The sequence below is a fragment of the Bradyrhizobium sp. KB893862 SZCCT0404 genome (assembly GCF_018130885.1).
Classification (GTDB): Bacteria; Pseudomonadota; Alphaproteobacteria; order Rhizobiales; family Xanthobacteraceae; genus Bradyrhizobium; species Bradyrhizobium stylosanthis.
Genome location: NZ_JAFCLT010000002.1, coordinates 896576 through 921965 on the forward strand (window position 1 = coordinate 896576; position 25390 = coordinate 921965).

Annotated in this window: 18 protein-coding genes; 6 read left to right on the plus strand and 12 right to left on the minus strand. The window is 65.7% G+C overall.

Going from position 1 to position 25390, the window contains the following annotated elements; genetic code table 11:
- Positions 1-2 precede the first annotated feature (2 nt).
- The 8 genes from JQ617_RS13080 to JQ617_RS13115 form a co-directional block, all read right to left on the minus strand.
- Positions 3-3377, minus strand: coding sequence for an adenylate/guanylate cyclase domain-containing protein (locus tag JQ617_RS13080; protein WP_212026643.1), 3375 nt, complete (start codon positions 3375-3377; stop codon positions 3-5).
- Positions 3378-3692: 315 nt separating this feature from the next.
- The gene (locus JQ617_RS13085; RefSeq protein WP_212026644.1) at positions 3693-4208 is read right to left on the minus strand and encodes a hypothetical protein; all 516 of its coding nucleotides are present in this window, start codon (positions 4206-4208) and stop codon (positions 3693-3695) included.
- A 372-nt stretch (positions 4209-4580) separates the two neighbouring features.
- Positions 4581-6449 (minus strand): ABC transporter ATP-binding protein, encoded by a 1869-nt coding sequence (locus JQ617_RS13090; protein ID WP_212026645.1) that lies wholly within the window; start codon positions 6447-6449, stop codon positions 4581-4583.
- Between the two features lie 250 nt (positions 6450-6699).
- Positions 6700-7626: a 2-hydroxyacid dehydrogenase gene (locus JQ617_RS13095; RefSeq protein ID WP_212026646.1), complete on the minus strand. Its 927-nt coding sequence runs from the start codon at positions 7624-7626 to the stop codon at positions 6700-6702.
- Between the two features lie 7 nt (positions 7627-7633).
- Positions 7634-8962, minus strand: coding sequence for an NAD(P)/FAD-dependent oxidoreductase (locus JQ617_RS13100; protein ID WP_212026647.1), 1329 nt, complete (start codon positions 8960-8962; stop codon positions 7634-7636).
- 40 nt (positions 8963-9002) lie between these two features.
- A complete protein-coding gene (locus tag JQ617_RS13105; RefSeq protein ID WP_145664788.1) occupies positions 9003-9878 on the minus strand; it encodes an ABC transporter permease in 876 nt (291 codons plus the stop codon).
- Positions 9879-9881: 3 nt separating this feature from the next.
- Positions 9882-10832, minus strand: a complete 951-nt coding sequence (locus JQ617_RS13110) for an ABC transporter permease (RefSeq protein WP_212026648.1) — start codon at positions 10830-10832, stop codon at positions 9882-9884.
- A gap of 27 nt (positions 10833-10859) precedes the next feature.
- Positions 10860-12551: a peptide ABC transporter substrate-binding protein gene (locus tag JQ617_RS13115; RefSeq protein ID WP_212026649.1), complete on the minus strand. Its 1692-nt coding sequence runs from the start codon at positions 12549-12551 to the stop codon at positions 10860-10862.
- A gap of 217 nt (positions 12552-12768) precedes the next feature.
- On the opposite strand from JQ617_RS13115, the gene JQ617_RS13120 reads away from it, so the two are divergent.
- Positions 12769-13401 carry a cupin domain-containing protein gene (locus JQ617_RS13120; RefSeq protein ID WP_212026650.1) on the plus strand — a complete coding sequence of 211 codons (633 nt, stop codon included), beginning with the start codon at positions 12769-12771 and terminating at the stop codon, positions 13399-13401.
- Between the two features lie 136 nt (positions 13402-13537).
- Positions 13538-15394 carry an ATP-binding protein gene (locus JQ617_RS13125; protein WP_212026651.1) on the plus strand — a complete coding sequence of 619 codons (1857 nt, stop codon included), beginning with the start codon at positions 13538-13540 and terminating at the stop codon, positions 15392-15394.
- A 10-nt stretch (positions 15395-15404) separates the two neighbouring features.
- Here JQ617_RS13125 and JQ617_RS13130 read toward each other — a convergent pair whose 3' ends face one another.
- Complete coding sequence (locus tag JQ617_RS13130; RefSeq protein WP_212026652.1) at positions 15405-16430, minus strand: AraC family transcriptional regulator; 1026 nt, start codon at positions 16428-16430, stop codon at positions 15405-15407.
- A 190-nt stretch (positions 16431-16620) separates the two neighbouring features.
- Here JQ617_RS13130 and JQ617_RS13135 point away from each other — a divergent pair, with 190 nt between their 5' ends.
- The 3 genes from JQ617_RS13135 to JQ617_RS13145 all read left to right on the plus strand — a co-directional run bounded on the left by JQ617_RS13135 (position 16621) and on the right by JQ617_RS13145 (position 19809).
- Positions 16621-17070, plus strand: coding sequence for a cupin domain-containing protein (locus JQ617_RS13135; protein WP_063689614.1), 450 nt, complete (start codon positions 16621-16623; stop codon positions 17068-17070).
- Between the two features lie 103 nt (positions 17071-17173).
- Entirely contained in the window at positions 17174-18664 is a 1491-nt protein-coding gene (locus tag JQ617_RS13140) for a flavin-containing monooxygenase (protein ID WP_212026653.1), read from the plus strand.
- A 71-nt stretch (positions 18665-18735) separates the two neighbouring features.
- Positions 18736-19809 carry a hypothetical protein gene (locus JQ617_RS13145; RefSeq protein ID WP_212026654.1) on the plus strand — a complete coding sequence of 358 codons (1074 nt, stop codon included), beginning with the start codon at positions 18736-18738 and terminating at the stop codon, positions 19807-19809.
- Here the strand turns inward: JQ617_RS13145 and JQ617_RS13150 are convergent.
- Positions 19806-21131, minus strand: a complete 1326-nt coding sequence (locus JQ617_RS13150; RefSeq protein ID WP_212026655.1) for a cytochrome-c peroxidase — start codon at positions 21129-21131, stop codon at positions 19806-19808. The two genes, JQ617_RS13145 and JQ617_RS13150, sit on opposite strands and share 4 nt — an antisense overlap.
- Positions 21132-21144: 13 nt before the next feature.
- Positions 21145-22860: an alkaline phosphatase family protein gene (locus JQ617_RS13155; RefSeq protein ID WP_212026656.1), complete on the minus strand. Its 1716-nt coding sequence runs from the start codon at positions 22858-22860 to the stop codon at positions 21145-21147.
- A 268-nt stretch (positions 22861-23128) separates the two neighbouring features.
- Here JQ617_RS13155 and JQ617_RS13160 point away from each other — a divergent pair, with 268 nt between their 5' ends.
- A complete protein-coding gene (locus JQ617_RS13160; protein WP_212026657.1) occupies positions 23129-24304 on the plus strand; it encodes a YncE family protein in 1176 nt (391 codons plus the stop codon).
- Between the two features lie 36 nt (positions 24305-24340).
- Here JQ617_RS13160 and JQ617_RS13165 read toward each other — a convergent pair whose 3' ends face one another.
- Positions 24341-25147: a transporter substrate-binding domain-containing protein gene (locus JQ617_RS13165; RefSeq protein WP_212026658.1), complete on the minus strand. Its 807-nt coding sequence runs from the start codon at positions 25145-25147 to the stop codon at positions 24341-24343.
- Positions 25148-25390: the final 243 nt, after the last annotated feature.

Here is a 25390-nt window from a genome sequence, read left to right on the forward strand (position 1 = left end):
CCTCACCTCTGCCCAAACGACGGCCGGCCAGAAATAGCGGCGCGCGTCCCGTGCTCTTGCCTGAGCAACTCATTCGCTTCCATGAATTCCGGAAGATTTCGCTCCGCCTCGAATTCAGCGAGCACCGGAACGAGCACCCGGGGTATCGCAGCCGCCCGGCCATTTGCGTCGTACAGACGCGCAAGTTCAAGCGCGCTGCGCAGCTCGAAGGTCCTGGTCTGCTGGTGACGCGCGATGTCCAGCGCTCGCTTGAAGGCGTCTTCGGCACCGGACGCATCCGAAGGGTCATGGCGCGATAAAAGCCTGCCGCGGACACGGTGCAGCTCGGCATCAAGCCAATGCTGGCCGGATTGTGCCGTCCCGGCGATCAAATCGTCCAGGATAATCAGCCCGGTTTCGACTTCGCCCAGTTCGGCATTCGCCATGGCGACATGCATCCCCCAAAACGGTTCGCAGAGGCAGCAATCGTTCTCGTGCAGCATGGTCCAGCCGTGACGCATGTCTGCAAGTCCGGCCATTCGTTCGCCGGCACGCCATTTCGCCAGGCCATTCAGATAGGTGCCCGCGGCCACGTACAGCGGCATCGTGTGCTCGCGCGCTAGACCGAGCGCCAGGATCGTCTCCGTTTGCTGCAGCATGCCCCCGCATACCCCGTCGAACACGGCGCGATGAACCAGCGCATTGGCCTGGGACAGCGCCCGTTTTTCTCCCGGAGCACCCACCGCGTCGGCGGCGAGCCTGCGCGCACGAGCGGTGCTGCCGAGCGGCCAGAGCACCAGGGCAAGAAATCTCATGATCACGAACGGCAGATCCAGCGCCGAAGCCCTGAAGGTCGCGGGATCCGGTTCTGCGCCATGGATCGACAGCGCTTGCTCGAGATGCGCTCTCGCATTCAGGTAATCGCCCCCGAACCAGCAGGTGACGCCGCCCGTCCAATGGGCGACGACGGCGGCCACCGGCGAGTCCGGTCGCCGGTCCGCTGCGCTCCTGATGGCATCCGCCAGCTCCCGCATCGGAGCGAGCTCGCCGTGTGTCAGGCAGGCATTGAAGAGCCCTGAATGCACCGGCGCAAGTTCAACGGGATCATCGATGTCGGCTGCGAACTGGCGCGCACGCGTCCATGCCGCGACCGTTTCGGGAGCACTATGGCCGAGGCTGCCCCTGAGTGCACGGCCGTATGCGATTTGAAGGTGCAGCCTGCTCATCATCCGGCGGGGCTCGTCAGGCAACTGATCGGCGATCGCAATGGCCTTGCCGAGATGCGCGATGGCCTCGGAATACGCCGAGCGTTTCAGCGCCTGCTGGCCTGCCTTGCGCCACCATTCGAGGGCGACCTCGCTCAGCCCCGCCTCGGTAAAGTGGTGTGCCAGAACCTCCGGTTCGGTCTCGGCAACGGCTGGAAACTTCTCGCGCAGGACCTCGCCAATTCGCGTGTGCAGCACCTGCCGCTTGCTCCTGAGCAGACTCTCGTAGGCCGCTTCCTGAACGAGGGCGTGCTTGAAACTATAATTTGCTTCGGGCGGAGCCCCGAGACGCAACAGCAGCTCGGCCTCTTCAAGCTGTCCCAGCGCAGCGGTCAGCGTCAGGTCATCGCGTCCTGCCACGGTTTTCAGCAGCGCGTACGAGAAGTCGCGGCCGATGGCGGCGCCTATCTGCGCCACCTCCTTGACCGGAGCGAGCCGGTCGAGCCGCGCCATCAGCGAATCCTGCAGCGTCGCGGGAATGGCAAGCGGCGGGAGCGGACTATTCAGGCGATAGCGTCCGGCATCTTCGACCAGCAGCCCGGACTCCAGCACCATCTTGGTCAACTCCTCGACGAACAGAGGGATGCCGTCGGTCTTGTCGATGATCTGCTTCATCATCTCGCGTGGCAGCTGGCGGCCGACGACCACCTGCTCGACCAGCGCGCGCGTGTCCTGCCGATCGAGCCGGTCGAGCCGCAACAGACTGACGTTGGCAAGGCCCGACCAGGACGGCTCGAACTCCGGCCGGGACGTCATAAGCACGAGTATCGGCAGCCCCCTGATGCGATCGACCGCGAGATCGAACAGTTCAAGTGTGGTGGCATCGGCCCAATGCATATCCTCGCAGATGACCAGCAGAGGCTGGTCCCGCGCCAATCCCTCGAGCTGATCGAGAAGGGCGGCAAATGTCTGTCTCCGCTGCTGCGCCGGGCTCAAGCCGAGAGGCGGGCAATGGTCGCCGGTGGGTATCGAAAGCAGGGCCGCAATGAGCGGTGTCGCTCGGGCGACCTCGAGGGTTCCCAGCGCCAGCATGGCCGCGAGCTTGTCGAGCTTTTGCTCCGGCGTGTCATGCGAACGGATTCCGGCGGCGCGCTCGAGCTGCGCGACAAAAGGATGAAGCGCACTGTTGGTGTGGTAAGGCGAGCACTGATATCGCACCCGGCGATGCGTCCCCAACGAGGGGCTTTCGGACAGCGTTGCGACGATCCGCGACTTGCCGATACCCGCTTCGCCGGAAATCAGCACCAACTGGCCCTGGCCCTGCCATGCCTCCCGCTGGCGCGAGAGAATGAATTCGATCTCGTCCTTGCGGCCGACAAAGCCGATCGAGCGCGCGGCACGGACCGCCTCGAAGCGACTCTCCGATGCGGTCGCTCCTTCCACCGCCCAGACCGCGATCGGCTCGCCTATCCCCTTGACCTCGCGGCGGCCGAGATTGCGAAAGGTGAAGAGATCGCCAAGCAGCCGGCGCGTCGATGAAGCAACAACGACCGCCCCCGGCTCCGCCAGGCTCTGAAGCCGGGCAGCGAGGTTCGGCGTGTCGCCGACGGTCGCGTGCTCCTCTGATGCGTCTCCGCTGATGAGATCGCCGACCACCACGAGACCGGTCGCGATTGCGATCCGCAGTTCGACCCGTTCGCCGGCGCCTGTCTTGAGCTGGCGAATCGCGGCGACGATATCGAGGCCCGCTCGCACTGCGCGCTCGGCATCATCCTCGTGAGCGCGCGGATAACCGAAATAGACGAGTATTCCGTCACCGACGAACCTGGCTATCCTGCCGTCGTAAGCGGCAATGACGCGCGCACATGCGGCGCGGTAGGCGCGGATCACTTCCCACAGATCCTCGGGATCGAGACGCGCCGAGAGCGCAGTCGAGCCGACCAGATCGCAAAACATCACGGTGAGGTGACGCCGCTCGGCGTCATGAGCAGGAGCCGGCGACGCGATCAACGCGGCCGGATCGAGCTCGGCAATGGCCCGCAGCATCTTGCGGCGATGACCGAGCAGGACTCCGAGCTTGTCGAAGTCCTCGTCCATCAGCTCGGGGAGGATGCCCACGTCGATCCCGTTTTGGGCAAAACGCTCCGCGTATTGCCCAAGCCCCAGTTTCTCGAGCCACTCCGCAATCTGCATGGCTCCCACCGATGTTGTGGCTGGCGGTTAGCAGAATTTTGGACCACGGCCGCGCGGGGAGAATATCCCAACGTCACCATGATGGCACGTCTTGTTTGCCGCGCGACAATTTGGCTGCTCAGCACCAATGCGATTCCGAGCGGAAATGTCGTTCGATGCAAACGTCTGCGCTACCAAAAATCGTCTGCAGGCAGCGTTGAAGGACGGAGGTTGCCAGGAGTTCGTCAACCACTCGCTCAGGTCCGAAGCCGGCTCCGGCATCGAGCTTATGCCCACTACACGACACCGGACGGCTTTTCCTGAGCAAAGTCGTCTTCACTCCTTGTCCATGGGCACATCGTAGCCGCGCGCCATCACGCCCGCCGCAACTTGGAGCGAAGAGCCGACCATCCAACAGCCGGCAACAAAGACGATCAGGCCGTCGGGAAGGCTTTGATCAAGGACAAGAATGCTGACGGACAGAGCTGCTGCAATCGCCGCGCCGAACGTTCCGCCCGCACTCATGATCTCGATCGCCTCCGATCCATTGTATTCCTCTGAGACGTTCGAAATCGACCTGCGGGCGACAGCGCGAGACAGATCAATTCCAACATAGAAGCTGACAGCCCCATAGAGCATCGTAAGCAGCACGATCCAGCCACTTTCAAAAAGCCCGTCTTTCTGACGCACCAGGGTCGCGCCCACATAGAGGCCGCAAGTGGCCCCAATGGCCGCGAGCCCAATTCTTTCAAGAAGATGGGCCGACTTGATAAGACTGGAACGAGCTATCCGAAAATTGCCGACCTGTCTCGTCTCGGAAAATGAGTTTGAAATTTCATTGCTTGTCTTCATTGGAGGGCTCCTTGGTAAGTAGCAGCCTACCGGCCGACCCGAATAGGAGCTGCGTGAACGCGTTTCCCGATTGCCCTTGATTCCAATTTTTGAAAGATCGCTGAGTGATGGGACCGGCTCCCTCGTGAACACGACGAGGGCCAATCCAAAGCTGCGAGCACATGGCTTCGCAGGCATTGCATCTCACCCACATCTGCCAGGCTGGCTCCGGGTGAGGCAATTTCTTGCGAACGTGATAGCTCGAAAGCAGAGTGACCAAATATGAGACGGTTCACATACCCGAAGCTCCCTGTCGCTTCCCTCCAGTCACGATTTCAGGAGCACAGGCTGCACAGTCGCGCACTCACAGGTCGCACGAGCTGAAGGGCACCCTCAGTTATTGGCCGACCACTCCTCACCCCAAACCTGCACGACGTGGCCCGGCGAGACCTCGCGATATTGCCGCACCGGCGGCTGGTAATCCGGCGCGCGCACCGGGCTTCTGATCTCGTCGTTCGCGGCTTCGCGCCTGGTGCCGCGGCGCGACGGATCGGGCACCGGCACGGCGGCCATCAGCTTCTTCGTGTAGGGATGCTGGGGATTGCCGAATACGGATGCGCGCGGGCCGATCTCGACGATCTCGCCGAGATACATCACCGCGACGCGATGGCTCATGCGCTCGACCACCGCGATGTCGTGGGAGATGAAGAGGTAGGCGAGGCCCATGCTGGCCTGGAGGTCGAGCATCAGGTTCACGACCTGCGCCTTGACCGAGACGTCGAGCGCGGAGACTGCCTCGTCTGCGACGATCAGCTTCGGCCCCAGCGCGAGAGCGCGCGCGATGCAGACGCGCTGGCGCTGGCCGCCGGAAAATTCATGCGGGAAGCGCGCGGCCATGTCGGCCGTGAGGCCGACGCGGACGAGCAGGTCGGCGACTTTGTCGCGCGCCTGCGAGGCCGTGGCGAGGCCATTGGCCAGCAAAGGCGCCGCGATCGCCGTTCCCACCGACATGCGGGGATTGAGGCTCGCGAACGGATCCTGAAACACGATCTGCATGTGCTTGCGGAAGTCGCGCAAGGTACGGCCGTTCATCGCCAGCACGTCCTGGCCGTCGATCAGGACGGTGCCGCTGTCGGGCTCCGTCAGCTTCAGGATCGAGCGGCCCGTGGTGGACTTGCCGCAGCCGGACTCGCCGACCAGCGCCAGCGTCTCTCCGGCGCGCAAGGTGAAGGAGACGTTCTCGACCGCATGCACGCGGCCCGAGACCTTGCCGAACAGGCCCGAGCGGATCGGAAAGCGCGTGGTGAGGCCGGCGACTTCCAATAGCGGCCGCTCGGCCGTCGAGACCGTGTCCGGCGTCTCCGCCGGCTCGTCCGAAGTGCCCGTCACCTTGTCGACGATCGGAAACCGCATCGGCCGCGCGCGGCCGTCCATCGAGCCGAGCCGCGGCACGGCGGCGAGCAGTGCGCGCGTGTAGTTGTGCGCGGGCGCGGCAAAGATGCGGGCGGTCGCGTCCGTCTCCACCGCCTGCCCGCCATACATCACCACGGTGCGGTCAGCGATCTCGGCGACCACGCCCATGTCGTGGGTGATGAAGAGGATCGACATCCCCTCCTCCCGCTGCAGCTCCTTCAGGAGCTCCAGGATCTGGGCCTGGATGGTGACGTCGAGCGCGGTGGTCGGCTCGTCCGCGATCAGGAGCTTCGGCTTGCAGGCCAGCGCCATCGCGATCATGACGCGCTGGCGCATGCCGCCGGAAAAACGATGCGGATGCTCGTGGAAGCGCGCCTTCGCCGCGGGGATGCGGACGCGGTCGAGCAGCCGGATGGTCTCGGCCTCCGCCGCCGCGCGTGACAGGCCGCGATGCTGGACCAGCGCTTCCGCGATCTGGAAGCCGATGGTGAGCACCGGATTGAGGCTCGTCATCGGCTCCTGGAAGATCATGGCGACGTCGTTGCCGCGGATGTCCTTCATGTCGGCTTCGGGCAACGCGAGAAGGTCGCGGCCGGCGAGCGTGACGCGGCCCTCGATGCGGCCGCTCTCCTTCGGGATCAGCCGCATGATCGACAGCGCGGTGACACTCTTGCCCGAACCGGACTCGCCGACGATGGCAACGGTCTCCCTGGGGGCGATGTCGAAGGACACGTTGCGGACGACGGGGATCCATTCCCGCTCGCGGATGAACGACGTGGTGAGGCCTGAGACCGACAGCACGGGGGACTGCGTGTCGGCCGAGATTTGATTGGCTGCGCCGATGCTCATGCGAAGCCCCTGATGCCCGACCCGAAAACGGCGCGCTCCCTCCCCCGCTTGCGGGGGAGGGTTGGGGAGAGGGTGTCTCGACAACGAAGGCTCCCCGAGAGGAGAGAACCCTCACCCGGCGCCATAGCCGATGCACAGCATCGGCGTTTTTCAAGAACGGCGGCCAGCGGCCGCCTATGCCGACCTCTCCCGCAAGCGGGAGAGGTGCACCGAGTCCGTGGCTGCGTCGCTCGAACCATCAGTTCGTCCCTCAATAACCACGCGTGCGATCGACGAGACCCGGCAGTTCCTCGCCGCGACGATGCCGCGCGATGACGTCGAGCACGTAGTCGACCGCGGTATCGGGCGTGGTCATGCTGGCATTGTGCGGCGTCAGCAGGATGCGCGGATGGCCCCAGAACGGATGGCCCGACGGCAGCGGCTCGGGATCGCTCACGTCGAGCACCGCGCCCGACAACATGCCGCTATCGAGCGCCGCGAGAAAATCGGCTTCGATGAGATGCGGGCCACGGCCGACATTGACGAGCCCCGCGCCGCGCGGCAGGCGCTTGAACAGATCGGCGTTGAGGATGCCGCGGGTCTCCTCGGTGAGCGGCAACAGGCAGACGAGAATATCGCTCTGCGCGAGGAATTCGGTCAGCGCCGCGGCGCCGGAATAACAGGTGACGCCGTCGATCTCGCGCGGCGAGCGATTCCAGCCGAGAAGCGGAAAGCCGAACGCCTTGAGGCGCTCGAGCACGGCCTGGCCGAGCTGGCCAAGCCCCATCACGCCGACGCGGCGTCGCTTCGCCGGCGTGATCCGGATCTCGCGCCAGACCTGCTCCTTCTGCTGATTGATGAAATGCAGGAGGTCGCGATGCAGGGCGAGCACGCTCATGGTGACGTATTCCACCATGGTCTCGGCGATGCCGGGCTCCAGCATGCGCAACAGCGGGATGTGCGGCGGCAGTTTCGTCGGGTCGAACTGGTCGACGCCGGCGCCGACCGAGAACACCAGCTCGATGTTGGGGAAGGTCGTGGCGATGTCGTCGGGCGGCACCCAGGTCACGAGATAGCGCACGTCGGCGGGATCGCCGATGTCGGGCCAGAGCCGGAACGGCATGTCGGGCGCGCGCTCCGCGAAGAAGCGGGCCCACTCCTCGCCGCGCACCATGTTGGCCTTGTAGAGAACCGTCATGCCGCCCTCAGAACGGGCTGACCGGCGCCAGGCGCCGGCCGTCGATCATGCGCTTGTGGCTGTAGGCGGCGGGATCGACCAGCGGCGTCGAGCCGGTGACGATGTCGGCGGCGAGCTTGCCGGCGGCAGGGCCGATGCCGAAGCCGTGGCCGGAGAAGCCGGTCGCGAGGAAGAAGCCCGGCAGCGCGTCGACCGGCGAGATCACCGGAATGGTATCGGGCGTGCAGTCGATCGTGCCGCCCCAGGCTTCCGCGATCTCGATGTCCTTCAACTCGGGGTTCGACTTGATCAGCGATGCCAGGGCCGCGTTGACCAGCGACATGTCGGGCGCGGGATCGCGCACGCGTTCGGTTTCGAACGGCGACGGCTTGTCGAGGCTCCAGCTCGTGCCGCGCATGAGCTGGTCGAAGAACGACTTGCCGAACGACAGCTTCAATCCGTTCTTGCGATGCAGATAGGTCGGCCAGAACGTGCGCGCGTAACGGAACAGGTCGGGTGACAGCTCGACCGTGCCGCGGTTGCGCAGCGCGAGCGTAAAGCCGCCGTCGAGGCGGCGGCGGATGCAGTAGAAATCGGTGCCGAGCGCGCCCGAGGTGATCTCGGGTCCCGGCGTGGTCCGGCATGCCGTGGCGTTGACGAGGCCGATCGGCAGCTCGACGCCGTGACGGCGGCAGAACAGCGACGACCACGCCCCGCCCGACAGCAGCACGGCTTGCGTGCGGATGGTGCCCTTCTCGGTCACGACGGCGCTGACCTTGCCGCCTGAAGTCTCCAGCCCGCGCGCGGCGCAGCCCTGATGGATGGTCACGCCGTGCTTGCGCGCGGCGGTCGCGAGCGCGGGCACCGCCATCGACGGTTCGGCGCGGCCGTCGCTCGGCGTGTGCAGGCCGCCGACCCATTGCTCGGCATTGCCGGGCATGCGCTCGGCGACTTCGGCCGGCGTCAGCACGGTGGAGTGCACCTGCTGCTCGCGCGCGATCGCCGCCCAGCGCTCCCAGCCGGCGAGCTCGTCCTTGCTCTTGGTGAGGAACAGGACGCCGGTGCGGCGGAAGCCGGCATCGACGCCGGCATCGTTCTGCATGTCCTCCCACAGCCGCAGCGCCTCGCGCGCCAGCGGAATTTCCTCGCGCGCACGGCCCTGCTGGCGGCACCAGCCCCAGTTGCGGCTCGACTGCTCGCCGCCGACATGGCCCTTCTCGACGAGGGCGACGGAAAGCCCCTTCTTGGCGAGATGATAGGCCGCGGAGACGCCGATGACGCCGCCGCCGATGACGACGACGTCCGCCTGCTGCGGCAGGCGTTCGTCGCTGTTTATACGGGTGAGCGGCGGGGACATGGGGCACTCCTGGGATTCAGTTCGAACGAAGCCTGGCTCGTCATGGGATGTTCATCCGCGGGTCGAGCGCATCGCGCAGGCCGTCGCCGAGGAAGTTGAAGCTCGTCACCGCGAGCGTGATGGCGACGCCCGGCGCGATCGCGAGCCACGGCGCGCTGGTGAGATAGATCTGCGCATTGTTGAGCATGTTGCCCCAGCTCGCCGCCGGCGGCTGGATGCCGTAGCCGAGATAGCTGACATAGGATTCGAGCAGGATCGCCTTGGCGACGTTCAGCGTCGCCGCCACCACGATCGGCGCGATCGCGTTGGGCACGAGCTCGCGGAACATGATGCGCAGGTTCGACGAGCCGAAGGCGAGCGCGGCCACGGCGAATTCCCGCTCGCGCAATGAACGCACCTGGGCCTCGACGACGCGGGCCACGCTCATCCAGGCGGTGGCCGCGATCAGCACGGTGGTGGTGACGAGGCCGGGCTCGGTGAGCGCGGCCAGCGCCAGCAGGAGGAAGATGGTCGGAAAGCACAGCACGGCGTCGACGAGCCGCATCAGCACCGCACCGACGGCGCCGCCATAGAAGCCGGCAAAGGCACCGACCACGATGCCGACCGCCATCGCGATCACCATGGCGACGATGCCGATCGACAGCGAGATGCGCCCGCCCATCATCAGGCGCGCCAGCACGTCGCGGCCGAGTTCGTCGGTGCCGAGGATGTGCGCGCCGGACAGCGGCGGCGCGAACCGCTTCATGATGTCGATATAGGTGTCGTCGAACGGCAGCAGATAAGGACCGATCGCCGAGCCGAGCACGAGGATGACGATGATCACCGCGCCCGCGAGCGCGAGTCGATGCCGGCGGAACCGCCGCCACGCGGCCTGGCCGGGCGCGAGCTGGACGGTGGAGAGAGCCGCGGTCGCCATCGCCTAGCCCACCCGGATGCGCGGATCGACGACGGCATAGAGGATGTCGGCGATCAGCGAGCCGATCAGCACCATGGTCGCCGAGAACATCAGGATGCCCATCACCACGGGATAGTCGCGATAGCCGATGGAATCGAGGAACAGCCGTCCCATGCCGGGCCAGGTGAACACGGTCTCGGCGACCAGCGCGCCGCCGAGCAGCGTCGGAAACTGCAGGCCAGCCACGGTGATCATCGGCAGCAGCGCGTTGCGAAGGGCGTGCACCGTGAGGATGCGCCATTCCGGCATGCCCTTGGCCCGCGCGGTGCGGATGTAGTCCTGGCCGATCACCTCGAGCATGGAGGAGCGCATGAAGCGTCCCCACATCGCGGTCTCGACCAGCGCCAGCACCATGGCCGGCGCGATCAAATGATGCAGGAGGTCGAGGAAGGAGCCGTCGCCGATGGTCTGGCGGTTGCCGGCCGGCAGCCAGCCGAGCTTCACCGAGAAGACATAGATCGTGACGAGACCGAACCAGAAGGTCGGGATCGACAGCGCGATCATGGCGCCGACGGTCGCGAGCGTATCGAACAGCGAATAGCGGCGCAGCGCGCCAAGGATGCCGATCCAGCAGCCTAGCAGCACCGCGATGATGGTCGCAGTCGCCATCAGCTCCAGCGTGGCCCCGAGATGCGAAGAGATCACCGACAGCACCGCCTCGCCGTCGCGATAGGATTTGCCCCAGTCGCCCTTCAGCATGCGACCGAACCAGTCGAGATACTGGATCGGCAACGGCCGATCGAGGCCGAGTTGCCGGGTGACGCGATCGAGATCCTCCTGCGTCATCTGCCCGGAGATGGCGAATTGCGACAGCGGACCGCCCGGCGCCAGATGCAGCAGGGCGAAGCCGATCGCGGAGACGATCACAAGCAGCATGATCGCCTGCGCCAGGCGGTTGACGACGTAACGGGCCATCTCAGCCGATCCAGCGCGCCCGAGACATCAGGCCCAATACCATTCGCGGATGTTCCAGCAGTTGATGGAGGTGTTGATGTTGGGACGGAAGCCCTGCAGCCCCTCCTTCACGCCTTCGGCGATGAAGCCCTGGAACATCGGCAGGATCGCGAGGTCGTCGCGGATCAGCTTCTGCAGATCGCCATAGGTCGCCTTGCGCTGCCCGAGATCGAACTGCTTGGCGCCCTCGGCGAGCAGGCGATCGGCCTCGGGACTCTTGTATTGATAGGTGTTGTAGCCGCGGCCGCCCTTGGCGGGGATCGCGCCGGAGCCGAAGCGCGGCGTCACGTCGGGGTCCGAGCCGAGCATGAAGTTCACGGACACCAGCACCGAGTTGAATTTCGACTGCTGCCAGAAGTCGCCCCAGATCACGGCGGCCGGCATGTTGTTGACGCGCATGGTGGCGCCGATCGCGCGCCAGTCCTGGATCAGCAGCTGCTGGGTCTGCTCGCGGACCGCATTGCCCGAGGTCGTCGAGTTGGTGAATTCGAGCTTGACGCCACCTTTCTCGCGGATGCCGCCGGAGCCACGCACCCAGCCGGCGGCATCGAGCAGCGCGTTGGCCTTGGCCGGATCGTATTTGTGCTGCGGCAGGCCCTTCTGGAACGACCATGCCTGCTGCGGCACGAAGCTCTCGGTCTGCGTCGGCAGGCCGTAATAGAGCGCGTCGATGATCGCCTGCTTGTTGATGGCGAGATAAAGCGCCTCGCGCACGGCGCGGTCGGCGAAGGGACCGAACTCGAGATTGGGCGCGATATGCTCCACCGACGAGGTCGCGGAGACGAAGATCTTGCGGCCCTTCAGCGTCTTCGCCTCCTGCACGAAGTTCGGCAGGATGCCTTGCAGGCCGGTGTAGTCGACCTGGCCGGTGCGGAACTGGGTGTAGAGCACGGTGAGGTCGGGGATGTACTTGAAGACCACGCGTTCGACGTAGGGCCCCTTGCCGTGATAGCCGGCGTGGGCATTGAGCAGGATGTGGTCGCCCGGCACGCGCTCGCCCCAGCGGAACGGCCCGGTGCCGACCGGCGCATTGTGGAACGGCGAGGCGTTCGGATCGGTCACCTTCTCCAGGATGTGCTTGGGCACGATGAAGGTGAGCGATCCCAGGATCGACATGTAGGGCGAGTATGGCGCTTCCATGCGCCAGTGAATCTCATCGGGCGCGACGACCTTGATGTCCTTGACGAGGCTATGGCCGACGCGGCTGCGGGCGCGGAAGTTGGAATCGTTGATCAGCTCGAGCGAGAATTTCACGTCCTCGGCCGTGAACGGCGTGCCGTCATGCCACTTCACGTCGCTGCGCAGCTTGATCTTCCACGTCAGGCCGTCGGCCGAGAGGCCGCCGTTCTCGATGGTCGGGACTTCGCGCGCGAGATCGGGAACGAAATTGCCGTCGGGATCGATGTACCAGAGCAGCGAGAACACCTGCCACCAGATGCCCTGATCGACCTCGATGCCGGGCATCAAGGGATGAAAGACGGTCGGCTCCTGCGACAGCGCCGCAATCACCTGCCCGCGCGGCTTGTCCGGCGGATTGGTCGGGCGTTCGGTCTGGGCAAAGGCGTTGCCGACGAGGCTCCATCCCGCCGCAGCGCCCGCGCCGAGCTGGAAGAACTGACGGCGACTGGGACCACCGGGAAGCACCGCCCCAACGCCGAACCTGCTGGTGTCATCTGCCATGACCAGTCTCCGTTCCCGCACGCGGCACCGTCTCCCGCGCCCCCGAGACCCCGGCAAGGGACAGGAGTGGGCTTTAGTGCTTCTAAATTTTTCGATCAAAAGTTCATCATGACTAAATACAGCTGTCAATCGCATTGCTAGTATGCGCGACCTTTTCACTGTGACTGAACCTCGGACCGATGCGGTCCGCAGGTGAGACGATGCATGGGAGAGCGACATGGATGGTCGCGGCGATACGAACGGCAGCAAGGACGCCCCGGCGATCGAGGCCGATGATGCGGTTGACCAGCGGCTCGGCGAAACCGTGCGGCTGCTGCGTCAGCGCGCCGGGCTCTCGATCCAGGACGTCGCCAACAAGACCGGCCTCTCCAACGGCATGATCAGCCAGCTCGAACGCGCGCGCGCCATGCCGTCGATCCGCACGCTGCGCCTGCTCAGCATCGCGCTCGACGTTCCCATCTCCTACTTCTTCGAGACCACCGACGCCGCCGACGTGCAGCGCTACATCGTGCGCAAGAACTCGCGGCGCCTGCTGCGGCTCACCGCCAGCGGCGTCGTCAAGGAGGCGCTGACGCCGGAGGGCAAGGGCCAGATGGAGCTCTACGAGCTCACGCTCAATCCCGGAGCTTCCTCCGGCACCGATTTCCTGCAGCACACCGGCGAGAAGGCCGGCTACATTCTCTCGGGCAGCCTGCGGCTGTGGCTCGACAACCAGGCCCATGTGCTGGAGGCCGGCGACAGTTTCCGTTTTCCGAGCATCGTGCCGCACATGTTCGACAACCCGACCCAGCAGGTAGCGCGCGCGATCTGGGTCACGACGCTGCGCCAGACCGATTCGCCGCCAGGTTGAGGGCGTGTCGTTTTTCCCGGCAGCCATGGTGCTGCAAATTGACCCTCGACGGAGACACGGGCAGTCTGTAGCCCACATGATGCCGGGCTCGTCGACAGGCTGGGGCGGTCCGCGGCTGACGTCACTGGTGTGAGAGATGAAACTCAGGGGGCTTCTGACACTCGCGATGATCGCGCAGGTCGTCGTGACCGCCGTGGCCCTGCTCGCCTCCCATGCCGTGACCGGAACCGGGTTCGGCCTTGCCCAGGTTATCGCGCTCGCGGTCAGCGGCGCCGTCGCTCTCCTGCTCGCGCGGGCCTGCATGCGCGCGATCGAGACGTCACAGAACAAGCGCCTCGCCGCGCAACTGGCCGAGCAGGCGCAGGTCGGCGCGCAACTGACGCAGGCCGTCATCAAGACCGCGCTCGATGCCTTCGTCCAGACCGACGAGCGCGGCATCGTGCAGGAGTGGAGCCTGCAGGCCGAAGCCCTGACCGGATGGACGCGCAAGGAGGCGCTCGGCAGCGATGTCGTCGATCTCCTGATCGCCGAACCGCTGCGCGACGGCTTTCGGCAACGCATGATGCGGCTGTTGCCCGAGCTGTCGAACGCGCCGATCGGCATCCGCTTCGAGGCCAGCCTCGTCCACCGGAACGGCGAGGCGATCCTGATCGAGGCGTCCAGCACGTCGCTGCATCTCGGCGGGCGCCATCTCATCAACACCTTCGTCAAGGACGTCACCCGCAGGCATGCTGCCGAGGAGCAGCTGATCCAGGCCCAGAAGATGGAGGCGGTCGGCCAGCTCACCGGCGGCATCGCGCACGAATTCAACAACATGCTCACGGTGATCACCGGCACGATCGAGATCCTTGCCGACGCCGTGAAGGACAACCCGCCGCTCGCGACCATCACCAAGCTGATCAGCGAGGCCGCCGATCGCGGCGCGGCGCTGACCTCGAGCCTGCTCTCCTTTGCGCGCAAGCAGGCGCTGCAGCCGGCCGAGATCGACGTCAACGAGCTGCTCGAGGAGCTGGCAAAGCTGCTGCTGGCGACCTTCGACAAGAAGATCGAGATCGTGACCAAGCTCGACGCCAAGGCCTGGCTCGCCTTCGCCGACCGCGGCCAGCTCAGCGCGGCGCTGCTGAACCTCGCGATCAATGCCCGCGACGCCATGCTCGCCGGCGGCAGGCTGACGCTGACGACGCGCAACGTCGTGTTCGGCGTGCGCGAGGCGGTCGCGGTCGGCGCCGGCTATGCCGGCGACTATGTCGAGATCGAGATCGCAGACACCGGCTCGGGCATCCCGCCGGCCATCCTCGAACGCATCTTCGATCCGTTCTTCTCGACCAAGGACGTCGGCAAGGGCACCGGGCTCGGGCTCAGCATGGTGTTCGGCTTCGTCAAGCAGTCCGGTGGCGGCATCAAGGTCGCCTCCGAGGAACGGCGCGGCACGACATTCACGATCTATCTGCCGAAGGCCGAGACCAGCACGCTTCGCCCTGCCGGCTATGACGAACGCAAGATCGTGGGCGGACAGGAAACCATCCTCTGCGTCGAGGACGACAACGACGTCCGCCAATACGTCACGGTGCAGCTCGAGAGCCTCGGCTACAAGGTCATCCCCGCCGCCAATGCCGCCGAAGCGCTCGCCGTCGCCGCGGAGGGCAGGACGTTCGACCTGCTGTTCACCGACATCGTGATGGCCGGCGGCATGAACGGGCGCGAGCTCGCCGAGCAGATGGTGGCCGCGCGGCCGTCCCTGCGCGTGCTGTTCACCTCCGGCTACGCCTACGACTCCTTGCACGCGCAGGGCCGCGCCACCATGGACGCGCCGCTGCTGACGAAGCCCTACCGCAAGGCCGAGCTGGCGCGCATGCTGCGCCGCTCGCTCGACACCGCCGTCGATTCCGCCGGCGACGCGATCCCGACGCCCTACTCGGTGCAGGCGGATGTCGAGGGATTTCTGCGCAGGCAGGCCACCGAAGACGGCGGCACGACGCGGTCGCGCAAATAGGCGCTCCGCGTCAGCTCATCCGTCGCCGCAGCGTCGCCGACGGCGTCTCGCCGAACTTTTCGCGATAGGCGCCGGCCATGCGGCCGAGATGGGTGAAGCCGAGATCGAAGGCGATCTCGGTGATCGACGCATCGGGTGCGGCCTGCGCGAGGCGCGCCTGCAGGCTGGCGAGACGCATGTCGAGCAGCATCTCCGAGATCGACAGGCCGAAGTGACGGCGAAAGCCGAGTTGGAGCGCGCGGATGCCGATGCCGGAGACGCAGGCGAGCTGTGCGAGATCGAGCGGCTCGCCGGCATTGTCCTGGAGATGGTCGCGCGCGGCACGCAGTGCGCGCGGCAGCCGCTCGGCCTGCCCCGAGAACGTCCGGATCGCATCCGACAGGCCATGGCGCTGGCCGTTGAGGAGCAGGTCCAGCAGCGCCTCGCGCCAATCGGCCATCGCGAGCGGCGACAGCCGGCCGGAAGGACCGAGACGCTCGGCAAGCAGCATCAGCTCGGCGAGGCTGGCCTGCAGGCCGCGCCCGGCCGGCGTGTCCAGATCGATCGCGGGATCGAACTCGACCCGCCCGACCGCCCTGCCCGCCAGCGCTGCGGCGCGCTGCTCCACCATGCGGCGGTCGAGCAGCAGGATCGCCTGCGCACAATCGCTCCACATCATCCGGGTCGGGATGGTCGGCGACAGCAGCGACGCCGTCCGCCCCGGGGATGCCTCGAGCTCACGGGCGCCGGCACGAATGCGGGCGGCGCCGCTGAGCGGGACCTGAACCAGAAAGAAGCGCTCGAGGCAGCCGGGGTCGATGCCGACCGATCCGCCATAGGCGACGTAATTGATGGAAAAGCCCGAGAATGCCGCGCAATTGTGCCGCGCGGAGAAGCCGGCCGCCCGCGGCCGTGCCGGCGCGAGGTCGTGCGGGCAGAAGATGCGCCCGATCTGCTCGGCCGCCTCGTCGACGTCGTCGGTGGTGACGCGGGCGAACTCCGCAAGCCGTTCGGCTGCGGACGCCCTTGCGCTCATTTCCTGCACGGCTGCGGACATCGTCGACCACGCTTCGCGTCACGGAATTGCTTTAAGCCTATAATAGTTCCCCGAACGCGAAAAGGGCGGCAAGGCGCAAAATCGTCGTGCTGCACGGCAACAGCCGCGTCCGGATTCGTTTAGCGGATAGACAGGCGGCCCATGGCTGGCCGAAGCTCCGTCCTCGCCGGAATCCATCAGGGAGCAAGCCATGACTGCACTCGAAAAAGGCATTACCGCGAACGGCACGGGCTATGGCGGCAAGACCTGGAACATCCTGGGTCAGGTCTATTTCCCCAAGGCCGTCACCGACTCCACCTTCGCATTCGAGACCAACAGCGATCCCGGCCAGTTCGTGCCGGTGCACATCCATCCGACCCAGGACGAGTTCATCCTGGTGCAGGAGGGCACGCTCGACCTCAAGCTCGACGGCAAATGGGTGAAGGCCCATGCCGGCGACCTCGTGCGCATGCCGCGCGGCATTCCGCACGGCTATTTCAACAAGTCCGACAAGCCCTGCCGCGCGCTGTTCTGGGTCTCGCCGATGCAGAAGCTGGAGGCGCTGTTCAACCAGCTCCACAATCTGACCGACCCCGCCGAAGTGGTGCGCATCTCGGCGCTTCACGAGGTCGACTTCCTGCCGCCCGAGGCCAACGACTAACGCCGCTCCCTCGTCCACTTTCATCTGCTTGCAGGCCCTGCCGGCCGCGCTTTGCGGCCGAACCTGGCCGCTTGCGCGAAACACATCGATAGCGAGCAATCCCATGGTCAGCCCAAAACATGTCTGCGTGATCGGCGCCGGCGTCTCCGGCCTTGCCGCCGCAAAGGCGTTCTCCGCCCGCGGGCACCGCGTCACCATCGTCGAGCGCAGCGGCGATCTCGGCGGCGTCTGGGAACCGGCGCGCTCCTACCCTGAGGTGCAAACCCAGAGCCCGAAGGATCTCTACCGCTACACCGACCGCGCCATGCCGCAAGGCTATCCGGAATGGCCCACCGGGCCGCAGGTCCACGCCTATCTCGCCGACTACGCCAAGAGCTTCGGCCTCGACCGCATGCTGCGCCTCGACACCGAGGTCGCCGGCATGGCGCGTCGCGCCGACGGCAGGCCGGGCTGGACGCTCACCTTGACGAGCAAGGGCGGCACGCCGACGAACGAGGATTTCGATTTCGTCGCGGTCTGCACCGGGCAGTTCAACGAGCCGCGCGAGCTGCACTGCCGCGGCGAAGGCAGCTTCCTCGACCAGGGCGGGCAGATCCTGCATTCGTCGAAATACGGTGATCCCACACTGGCGAAAGGCCGCCGCGTCGTCGTGCTCGGCGGCTCGAAATCGGCAACCGACATCGCCGTGAACGCGGTGAAATCGGGCGCACGCGAAGTGACCATCGTGATGCGCGAGCCGGTCTGGCGCATCCCCTATTTCATCGGTGGCCTCGTGAACTTCAAGCGCATCCTCTACATCCGTGCCCAGGAGGAGATGTTTCCGGGCTGGGGGGCGAGCCCCATGGCGCGGCTTGCGCTTCGTCTCGCTGCGCCGCTCATCTGGGCGAACTGGCGCGGGCTGGAGAGCCTGCTGAAGGCGCAGCTCAAGCTCAACAAGTGCAAGATGGTACCGAAGGAGCGGATCGAGGACGGCGTCAACTGCTCGGTCCCGATCGCAACGCCCGGCTTCTACCCGATGGTGGCGGACGGCCGCATCAAGGCGGTGTTCGGCACGTTCGATCACTACGAAGCCGACAGCATCGTGATGAGCGGCGGCGAGCGCATCGGGGCCGACGTCGCGGTGCTCGCGATCGGCTACAAGCTCGGCGTGCCGTTCCTCCCCGAGGCCTACAAGCAGAAGCTGGTCGATGCCGACGGGCAATACCGGCTCTACCGCCTGATCGCCAACCCGGATCTGCCCGAGCTCGGCTTCGTCGGCTTCAACTCCTCGTTCTGCACCGTGCTCTGCGCCGACCTCGCCGCCAACTGGCTGGTGCGCTATGCCGACGGCCAGCTCGCGAAGCAGCCAACGGCGCAGGCGATGCGCGACAACATCGAGATGATGCTGCACTTCAAGCGCGTCGAGCGGCCGGCCGCGGGCGTCTATGGCGGCCTCTGCGTCGCGCCCTATCACTACCGCCATTTCGACGAGCTGATGGCCGATATCGGCGCGACGACCTGGAAACGCGGCGGACCCGCCGGACATTTCCAGCCGCCGGACGCGGACGCCTATGCCAAGTTCCTGGCGACGGCGCCGGAATACCGGGTGGCGTGACGAGGAGAATTGCGGCTGCTCGCGTCTGATGCTTACGATCTCGCTGGCCATCGAATCGACGGGAACCAGCCATGGGATCGAGACGACTTGCCGCCGCGGCCTTCGCGACCGTTGCCTTCCTGGTGACGACGCCCGCCATCGCACAGGGCAGCGCGCCGACCCCGAAACAATCCGAGGCGCTCGCCACCTATGAGCGCGCGCTCGGCGAATTCAAGTCGATCCTCGCCGAGCGGGGGCGCCAGATCGAAGCGAAGGAGCCGCTGCCGAACCTGCCGGGACAGGCGCTCTATCTCGCCCGCGTCGCCGTGATCGGCGCTTACAAGGACCTGACCGACGCGATGCCGTCGCGGATCGGCAAGCCCAACAAGTTCGAGATTCCCCCGGCCTATTTCGACGCCGCGATCGAGCCCCTGATCGACGAATATGCGCGGCTGTTCGACATCATGGAGGCGCCGCCGGCCGGCGCGCAGAACTCGGCGACGCCGTTTAGGGACGTCGTCGATCTCGCTGCTGCGATCGCCCGCGCCAAGGGGCTTGGGCCTCAACACGCCGAAGCCGCCGGCCGCATCAGCCTCGGGCTGTTCTTTGCCGAAACCAACGGCAAGCAGAATGTCCGCAACGGACGCTCGAACACCTATATGGGCAGCTTCCAGACCGGCCCCTCCGAGGACCGCAACGGCCGCCGGAAATGGGAGGCCATCAAGGGCGAGATCGCAGCGCTAGATCCCGAGATCAATGCGCGCGACGACAAGGAAGAAGCGCGTGCCCGCGGCACCGATCACCGGTTCAATCACTGGACCAATGTGCGCGACGGCCTGATGAACGCGCATGCCGATCTCTTCCGGGAGATCCCGGGGATCGTGAAGACGCTGCCCGACCCGATCGACCAGATGAAGCTGTTCGAGCTGATCCAGATCGTGCCGACCCCGACCAGGTCCGCACTCAAATCGGGCGATCTCCTGAACTACCGGGTGTCCAGCCCCACGGTCATGAAGCACCTGCGCAACAACAGCATCTTCGCGTTCGGCCAGGCCGACCGGGCGCGCACTTCGGCGAGCTTCCGCGAGATCCTTGCCGCGATGTGGCTGTTCAACCGGAAATTCGAGAAGGCGATGGCGAAATACGCGGAGATCAAGGCGCGTTAGTTCTCTATCTTGTAGCCATCCGTCAGCGTCTTCAGGAACGCGATGATGTCGGCCTCGTCCTGCTCCGTCATCGCCGGCTTGTCGCCGGGGTGGCGGTCGAACGGCGGATCGGTGACGTCGACATTGGCGTAATACTTTGCCGGCAGGTCGTCGTATTTCCGCACCGTGCCGTCGGCGGCGCGCGGAAACACCTTGTCCGGATTGGTGTCGCGGAAATTGTAGAAATCCATCACCTGCTGAAGGGTGCTGAAGACCCCGTTGTGGAAGAAGGCGTGGCGGGTTGCCGTGTTGCGCAGCGTCGGTGTCAGGAACATGCCGCAATATTGCGTCTGCTCGGGAATGTCGGTGCGCTGCGGGCCGCAGACGCCGAGATCGAAATAGCCGGGGTCCCGATTGCCGGCGAGCGCGGCATTGCGCGGCGCGCCGAGCGCCTCGTACTGATGGTCCGTGAACAGCGGCGGCAGGCCGTCGCGCGTCGGCGCCGAGGTGTGGCATCCCGCGCAATTGGCCTTGTCAGGGTCGTTGAACGCCTGCAGGCCGCGCAGCTCGCTCTCGGAAAGGCGCGCCTTGCCTTCGAGCCAGTAATCGTACTTGCTGGTGTAGGGATGGAAGCTCGGCTCCTCGACCTGATAACGCGCGACCGCAAACATCGCCTCCGCAATCAGGAGCCGCTGATTCCTGAGCACACCGGCGCCGAACAGCTCGACGAAGCGGCCGGCATAGGGCGCACGGCGCAGCTTGTCCGCGACGATCCCGGCGCTGCCGCCGTCCATCTCGTTGGGATCGAGCAGTGGAAACAGCGCCTGATCCTGCAGCGTGTCGGCGCGGCCATCCCAGAACAGGCCGCCCTGCGGCACGATGTTTGCGGACGCGCCGGAGCCGCCCGCGGTCTTGGTCGTGCGCGCGGCCTGCTGGCCGATCGCGGCCATCTGCGCGAGATCGACGATGTTGTCGTCGTCGCCCTTGTCGGGGCCGATGCTGAAATTCGGGTGACGGTCCAGATAGGTCAGCGACGGCACCGCGCGCGCGCCTTGACGCGACAGGTCGGCGCCGCCGAGCATGACCGGGCCGTCATTGGGCGGGCCGTAAGCGTGATCGGGGCTGTGGCAGGACGCGCATGACAGCGCACCCGAAGACGACAGCGAGGCGTCGTAGAAAATCTCCTTGCCGAGCTGCGCCATCGCCGACAGCGGGGCGACGGGCGAACGTCTGAGCTGAACCGGATTCGGGTTCATGCCAGCCGGATTTGTCTCGGCCGCAAAGACGGCGCCGGCCAGACAAAGCAGGCCGGCGCCGAGAAGCCACATGGTGCGGCTGTTCATATGAACTGATGTCCTAGTGGTGGTGATGCTCGTCGGGCGGGCTGGTCATCACCGTGCCGGAGGTCGGATCGAGGAACAGCGCATCGGCCCGGAGGTCGTGGCTGTGATCATGATCGAAGTCGAACAGGTCCATGATCGATCCGGCGCCGGCATCGAACGCGCCGCCGCCCAGACGCTTGCCGTGCATCCAGTTGTCCTCGATGAAGCGGACCACCGACGCCTGCGTGGTGTAGGTGTGGCTGACGTAGTTGGTCCTGGCGTAGGGCGAGACCACGATCAGCGGAACGCGCGTGCCCGGACCGCAGCGGCCGTTCACCGGCTGGCCGGAGAGGCCTTTCGGCGCGGGCTGCTTGTTGGGACCGAGGCCGCACAGGCCGGCGCCGTTGATCTGATCGGCGGTCGCGTCATACGAGGCGTTCTTCGGCGCGACGTATTGGTGATCGTACCAGCCATCGGAGTCGTCATAGGTGATGATGACGGCGGTCTCGCGCCATTCCGGCTGCTTCTGCAGGAAGTTGATCAGCTCGACATTGCCGGCCTGCTCGTCGAGCGGGTCGGAGTTGCCGGCATGACCGTCCTGGTAGGCCGGCATCTTGACGTAGGAGACGGCCGGGAAATTGCCGGCCTTGATCGCCGCATAGAGGTCTTCGAGGTCGTAATTGTGGTTGGCCGGGTCGACCTTGCCGTTGAGATCATGGGTATGGCCGATCGCGTGGACCGAAGTCGGGCGCGCGTGGGTCGGGTTCGCCGTGGACGCATGATACTGGAAGAAGGCGTGGTGCGGGATGTAGTCGACGACGGTGCTGTTGACGTTGCCCGAGAACGTGCTGCGCGCGCAGCCGGTGGTGCCGTTGGCGTTCTTGAGCGTCAGGTCGAAGCCGCCCATGAAGCTGCCCCAGCTGATGTGCTCGTCGGTGAGCAGGTCGCCGATGTTCTTGCCGCCCATCAGCATCGTGCTGGTGGTGCTCGAGCAGGCGTCGTGGCCGGGGTCGGTGTCGCCGATCAGCGTCAGGCCGCCCTGGCCGTCGGCGATCGACGATGACGTACCGACGACGTTCTGCACGCCATTGGTCTGTGCGGCAACCACCTCGAGCATGCCCGGCGTCGAGGGACCGAACGTGTCCGTCCAGTTGTTGTCGCTCATGGCGAAGTGCTGGGCATAGTTCCAGAACGCCGTGACGGTGTTGCCGTCGAAATAGCCCATGACCTGGCCGTTGGTGCCGAACGCACCGGCGCCGCCGGCGGTGCCGCGGCCGGTGTACTTCGGAAACAGATCGTCCTTGCCGTTGTCCACGGCCTGCTGTTCCGGCGTGTAGGAATGGTTCTGGGAGCGCGCGTTGGCCTGGGTGCGGTCGAGGCGGAACGGGTCGGTCGCGCCGGTGCCGTTGGCCGGATTGCTGTTCGGGTTGTTCACCAGCAGATTGGCGTTGGCGAGGTTGTTGACCTTCGGCGTATGCGGCTTCGGCACGAACGGGATCGAGCCGGACGGATTGGCCGCGTTCGGATAGGTCGCGAAATAATGGTCGAAGGAGCGGTTCTCGTTGAAGATGATCACGAGATGCTTGATCGGCGTTTCCGTATGAATGTCATGCGGATGACGGTGATGATCGTCCCGATCATGGCCGTGATCGCGGTCCCGGCCGAAATCGTCCGCGAGGACGGGAAGAGTGCAGGCGAGCGCGCTCGCGGCCGCGACAATCGCAGCCGTCGTCAGTAGTTTCGATTTCATTTTTGTGACGCCCCGAAAAATGAGGATGTTTACGATCAGAAATCTTCTAAACACCGCGAATGACAGGCCTGTGTCAGTTTGACGCAGGCGCCATTTTGCGCAGTGGTCGAGAGCAGGTTCTGTAACGCCGCCCAATGCGCCACGCTCAGCCGCGGCGCGCCGCTTTATTCCCCCGGCCAAGGCAAAAATGATCGCGCCTGGATTGTTGCCTGATGCGCCCGGTTGCATTTAGCTTGGCCCGACAAGAACAAAGCCTCAGGGGGAAAACATGGAAGCCGCTTTTCGCAGGCGCACGCGCCTTGCCGCGTCAGCTCTGGTCGCAACTTCGCTGGTTGGCCTCGCTGGCTTCGCCGCCCATGCCGAGATCGTCGTCACCGCCAATGACGGCAAGATGGCTTTGGAGAACGGCAATGCCGTGGTCCGCAAGCAGCCGCTGCCGGACACGGTCAGCGTCATCGATCTCACCGACGGCACGCTGAAACTGCTTGGCGAGGTGGCGGCGCCTGCCAGTGTCGTCGGCCCGCCGCCAAGCGTGGCGATTGCACCCGATGGTTCGTTTGCGCTGGTCACGGGCGCGATGAAGATCGATCCGGCGGATGCGACCAAGACGGTGCCTGACGACAAGCTCTCGGTCATCGACCTGAAGTCCACGCCACCAAAAGTGCTCGCGACGCTTCAGGCCGGCGCGGGCGCGGCCGGTGTCTCGATCAACCGCGCGGGCACGCTGGCGCTGGTCGCCAATCGCAGCGAGGGCACGGTCTCGGTCTTCACCATCAACGGGACCACACTGACGCCGGGCGGAAAGATCCAGCTCGGCGACGCCAAGTCCGGCCCGAGCCATGCGGTCTTTTCCCGCGACGGCGCGACCGCGCTGGTCACCCGCGACGGCGACAGCAAGATCTCGCTGCTCACGGTGGACGGAAGCAAGGTCGAGTACGCCAAGCGCGACCTCACCGCGGGCATCCGCCCCTACGACATCGACCTCACCGGCAGCGCCGCGGCCGTCGTCGGCAATGTCGGCGCCGGGACCGGTGACAACGATACGATCAGCCTGATCGACATGACCGCAAAGCCGGTCCGCGTCGTCTCGACGGTGAGTGTCGGCCAGACGCCGGAAGCGGTGAAGATGTCGCCGGACGGCAACCATGTCGCTGTCACCGTCATGAACGGGTCGAACAAGCCGACGGCCTCGCCGTTCTTCAACGATTTCGGCCTGCTCAAGGTCTACAGGATCTCGGGCACCGAGCTCGCGCCGGTGGCGGAAGCCAAGATCGGCCATTGGTGCCAGGGCATGGTGTGGTCGAAGGACTCCAAGCACGTCGTGGCGCAGTGCATGGTCGAGAACGAGCTGATCGCGTTCTCGTTCGACGGCAAGGCGCTGAACAAGACCTCCACCCTCAAGCTGCAGGTCAGCCCCGCGGGCATTCGCACCGCGGAGCCATGAGGTGCCGGGCGGCGTGGCCTCGCTGCGCCGCCTGCCCTATTCGGTCCGGATCGGCGTGTCCTTCAGGCCGTTATTGTCATAGGCCTTGCGCAACGTGCCGTTGGTCACCGCCTCGTTCATGAACTTGGTGACGAAGGTCAGCGCCTGGTTGTGGCCGAGCGGAACGGCGACGGCGGTCACCGTCTTCTTGAAGGTCTCGTCGAGCACCTTTGTCCCGGGGATCTTCTGCGCCATCTTGTTGAGCTGGTCGCGCGACAGCGCGAAGGCATCGATCTCGCCGTTCTTCAGCAGGCCGAAGATCTCGTCATAGGTCTGATAGCCCGTGACCTTCGCCTGCTTCAGATGCGCGACGGCGCCGCGCATGGTGGTGGTGGCGTTGACGGCCGCGACCTTGACGCCCACCTGGTCCAGCGTGGCGAAATTGGTGACGGCCGAGCCGGGCTTGACGATGTAGGTGGCGTCCGCGACCTCGTAGATCGGGCCGAACAGCATCTTGGTCTCGCGCTCGGGGTCCTTGGGGAGCCACGTGACGTCCCAAGCACCTTTCTCAAGAGTGCCTTTCGAGGCGGCATCGGTGATCTGGCCGGAATTCTGGTGCACGACATATTCGACGGGCACGCCGAGCTGCGCGGCCATCTCCTTGCCGAGGTCGACCGGCACGCCGGCATAGCCCGCTTCCGTCTTGGTGGACCAGAACGCGCCGCCGGCGGGGCTGATCGCGATCGCGACCCGCAGCTTGCCGGTCGGCGCGATCTCGTCCTTCAGGCCATCGGCTAGCGCGGGCATGGCGACCGCCGCTGCGAGAACGAGGCCGGCAAGGGCCGATTGGAGCAACGTTCGCATGTCATGTTCTCCTCGCTTTTCTTCTTGTGGTCTCTTCTGTCGTCCCGGCCGTCTCACGCGCCATCACGTGACACTTGACACAATTCTGGTCGATCGTGCGCCCCGTGAAAAGCGATTTGTCGTGACAAACCTGTCACAGGCCACAGCGCGGTTTGCAGTGCAAGGCCGCCGACCGCCAAGAGACTGCCATGCCTATGGTGTTCCACCTCAGGGCGTTTGTTGGTAGCCTGCCGCACCGACAGC

Coding starts and splice junctions, on each gene's coding strand:
- JQ617_RS13080 (WP_212026643.1), bottom strand. CDS start 3,377: ATGCAGATTGCGGAGTGGCTCGAGAAACTGGGGCTTGGGCAATACGCG.
- JQ617_RS13085 (WP_212026644.1), bottom strand. CDS start 4,208: ATGAAGACAAGCAATGAAATTTCAAACTCATTTTCCGAGACGAGACAG.
- JQ617_RS13090 (WP_212026645.1), bottom strand. CDS start 6,449: ATGAGCATCGGCGCAGCCAATCAAATCTCGGCCGACACGCAGTCCCCC.
- JQ617_RS13095 (WP_212026646.1), bottom strand. CDS start 7,626: ATGACGGTTCTCTACAAGGCCAACATGGTGCGCGGCGAGGAGTGGGCC.
- JQ617_RS13100 (WP_212026647.1), bottom strand. CDS start 8,962: ATGTCCCCGCCGCTCACCCGTATAAACAGCGACGAACGCCTGCCGCAG.
- JQ617_RS13105 (WP_145664788.1), bottom strand. CDS start 9,878: ATGGCGACCGCGGCTCTCTCCACCGTCCAGCTCGCGCCCGGCCAGGCC.
- JQ617_RS13110 (WP_212026648.1), bottom strand. CDS start 10,832: ATGGCCCGTTACGTCGTCAACCGCCTGGCGCAGGCGATCATGCTGCTT.
- JQ617_RS13115 (WP_212026649.1), bottom strand. CDS start 12,551: ATGGCAGATGACACCAGCAGGTTCGGCGTTGGGGCGGTGCTTCCCGGT.
- JQ617_RS13120 (WP_212026650.1), top strand. CDS start 12,769: ATGGATGGTCGCGGCGATACGAACGGCAGCAAGGACGCCCCGGCGATC.
- JQ617_RS13125 (WP_212026651.1), top strand. CDS start 13,538: ATGAAACTCAGGGGGCTTCTGACACTCGCGATGATCGCGCAGGTCGTC.
- JQ617_RS13130 (WP_212026652.1), bottom strand. CDS start 16,430: ATGTCCGCAGCCGTGCAGGAAATGAGCGCAAGGGCGTCCGCAGCCGAA.
- JQ617_RS13135 (WP_063689614.1), top strand. CDS start 16,621: ATGACTGCACTCGAAAAAGGCATTACCGCGAACGGCACGGGCTATGGC.
- JQ617_RS13140 (WP_212026653.1), top strand. CDS start 17,174: ATGGTCAGCCCAAAACATGTCTGCGTGATCGGCGCCGGCGTCTCCGGC.
- JQ617_RS13145 (WP_212026654.1), top strand. CDS start 18,736: ATGGGATCGAGACGACTTGCCGCCGCGGCCTTCGCGACCGTTGCCTTC.
- JQ617_RS13150 (WP_212026655.1), bottom strand. CDS start 21,131: ATGAACAGCCGCACCATGTGGCTTCTCGGCGCCGGCCTGCTTTGTCTG.
- JQ617_RS13155 (WP_212026656.1), bottom strand. CDS start 22,860: ATGAAATCGAAACTACTGACGACGGCTGCGATTGTCGCGGCCGCGAGC.
- JQ617_RS13160 (WP_212026657.1), top strand. CDS start 23,129: ATGGAAGCCGCTTTTCGCAGGCGCACGCGCCTTGCCGCGTCAGCTCTG.
- JQ617_RS13165 (WP_212026658.1), bottom strand. CDS start 25,147: ATGCGAACGTTGCTCCAATCGGCCCTTGCCGGCCTCGTTCTCGCAGCG.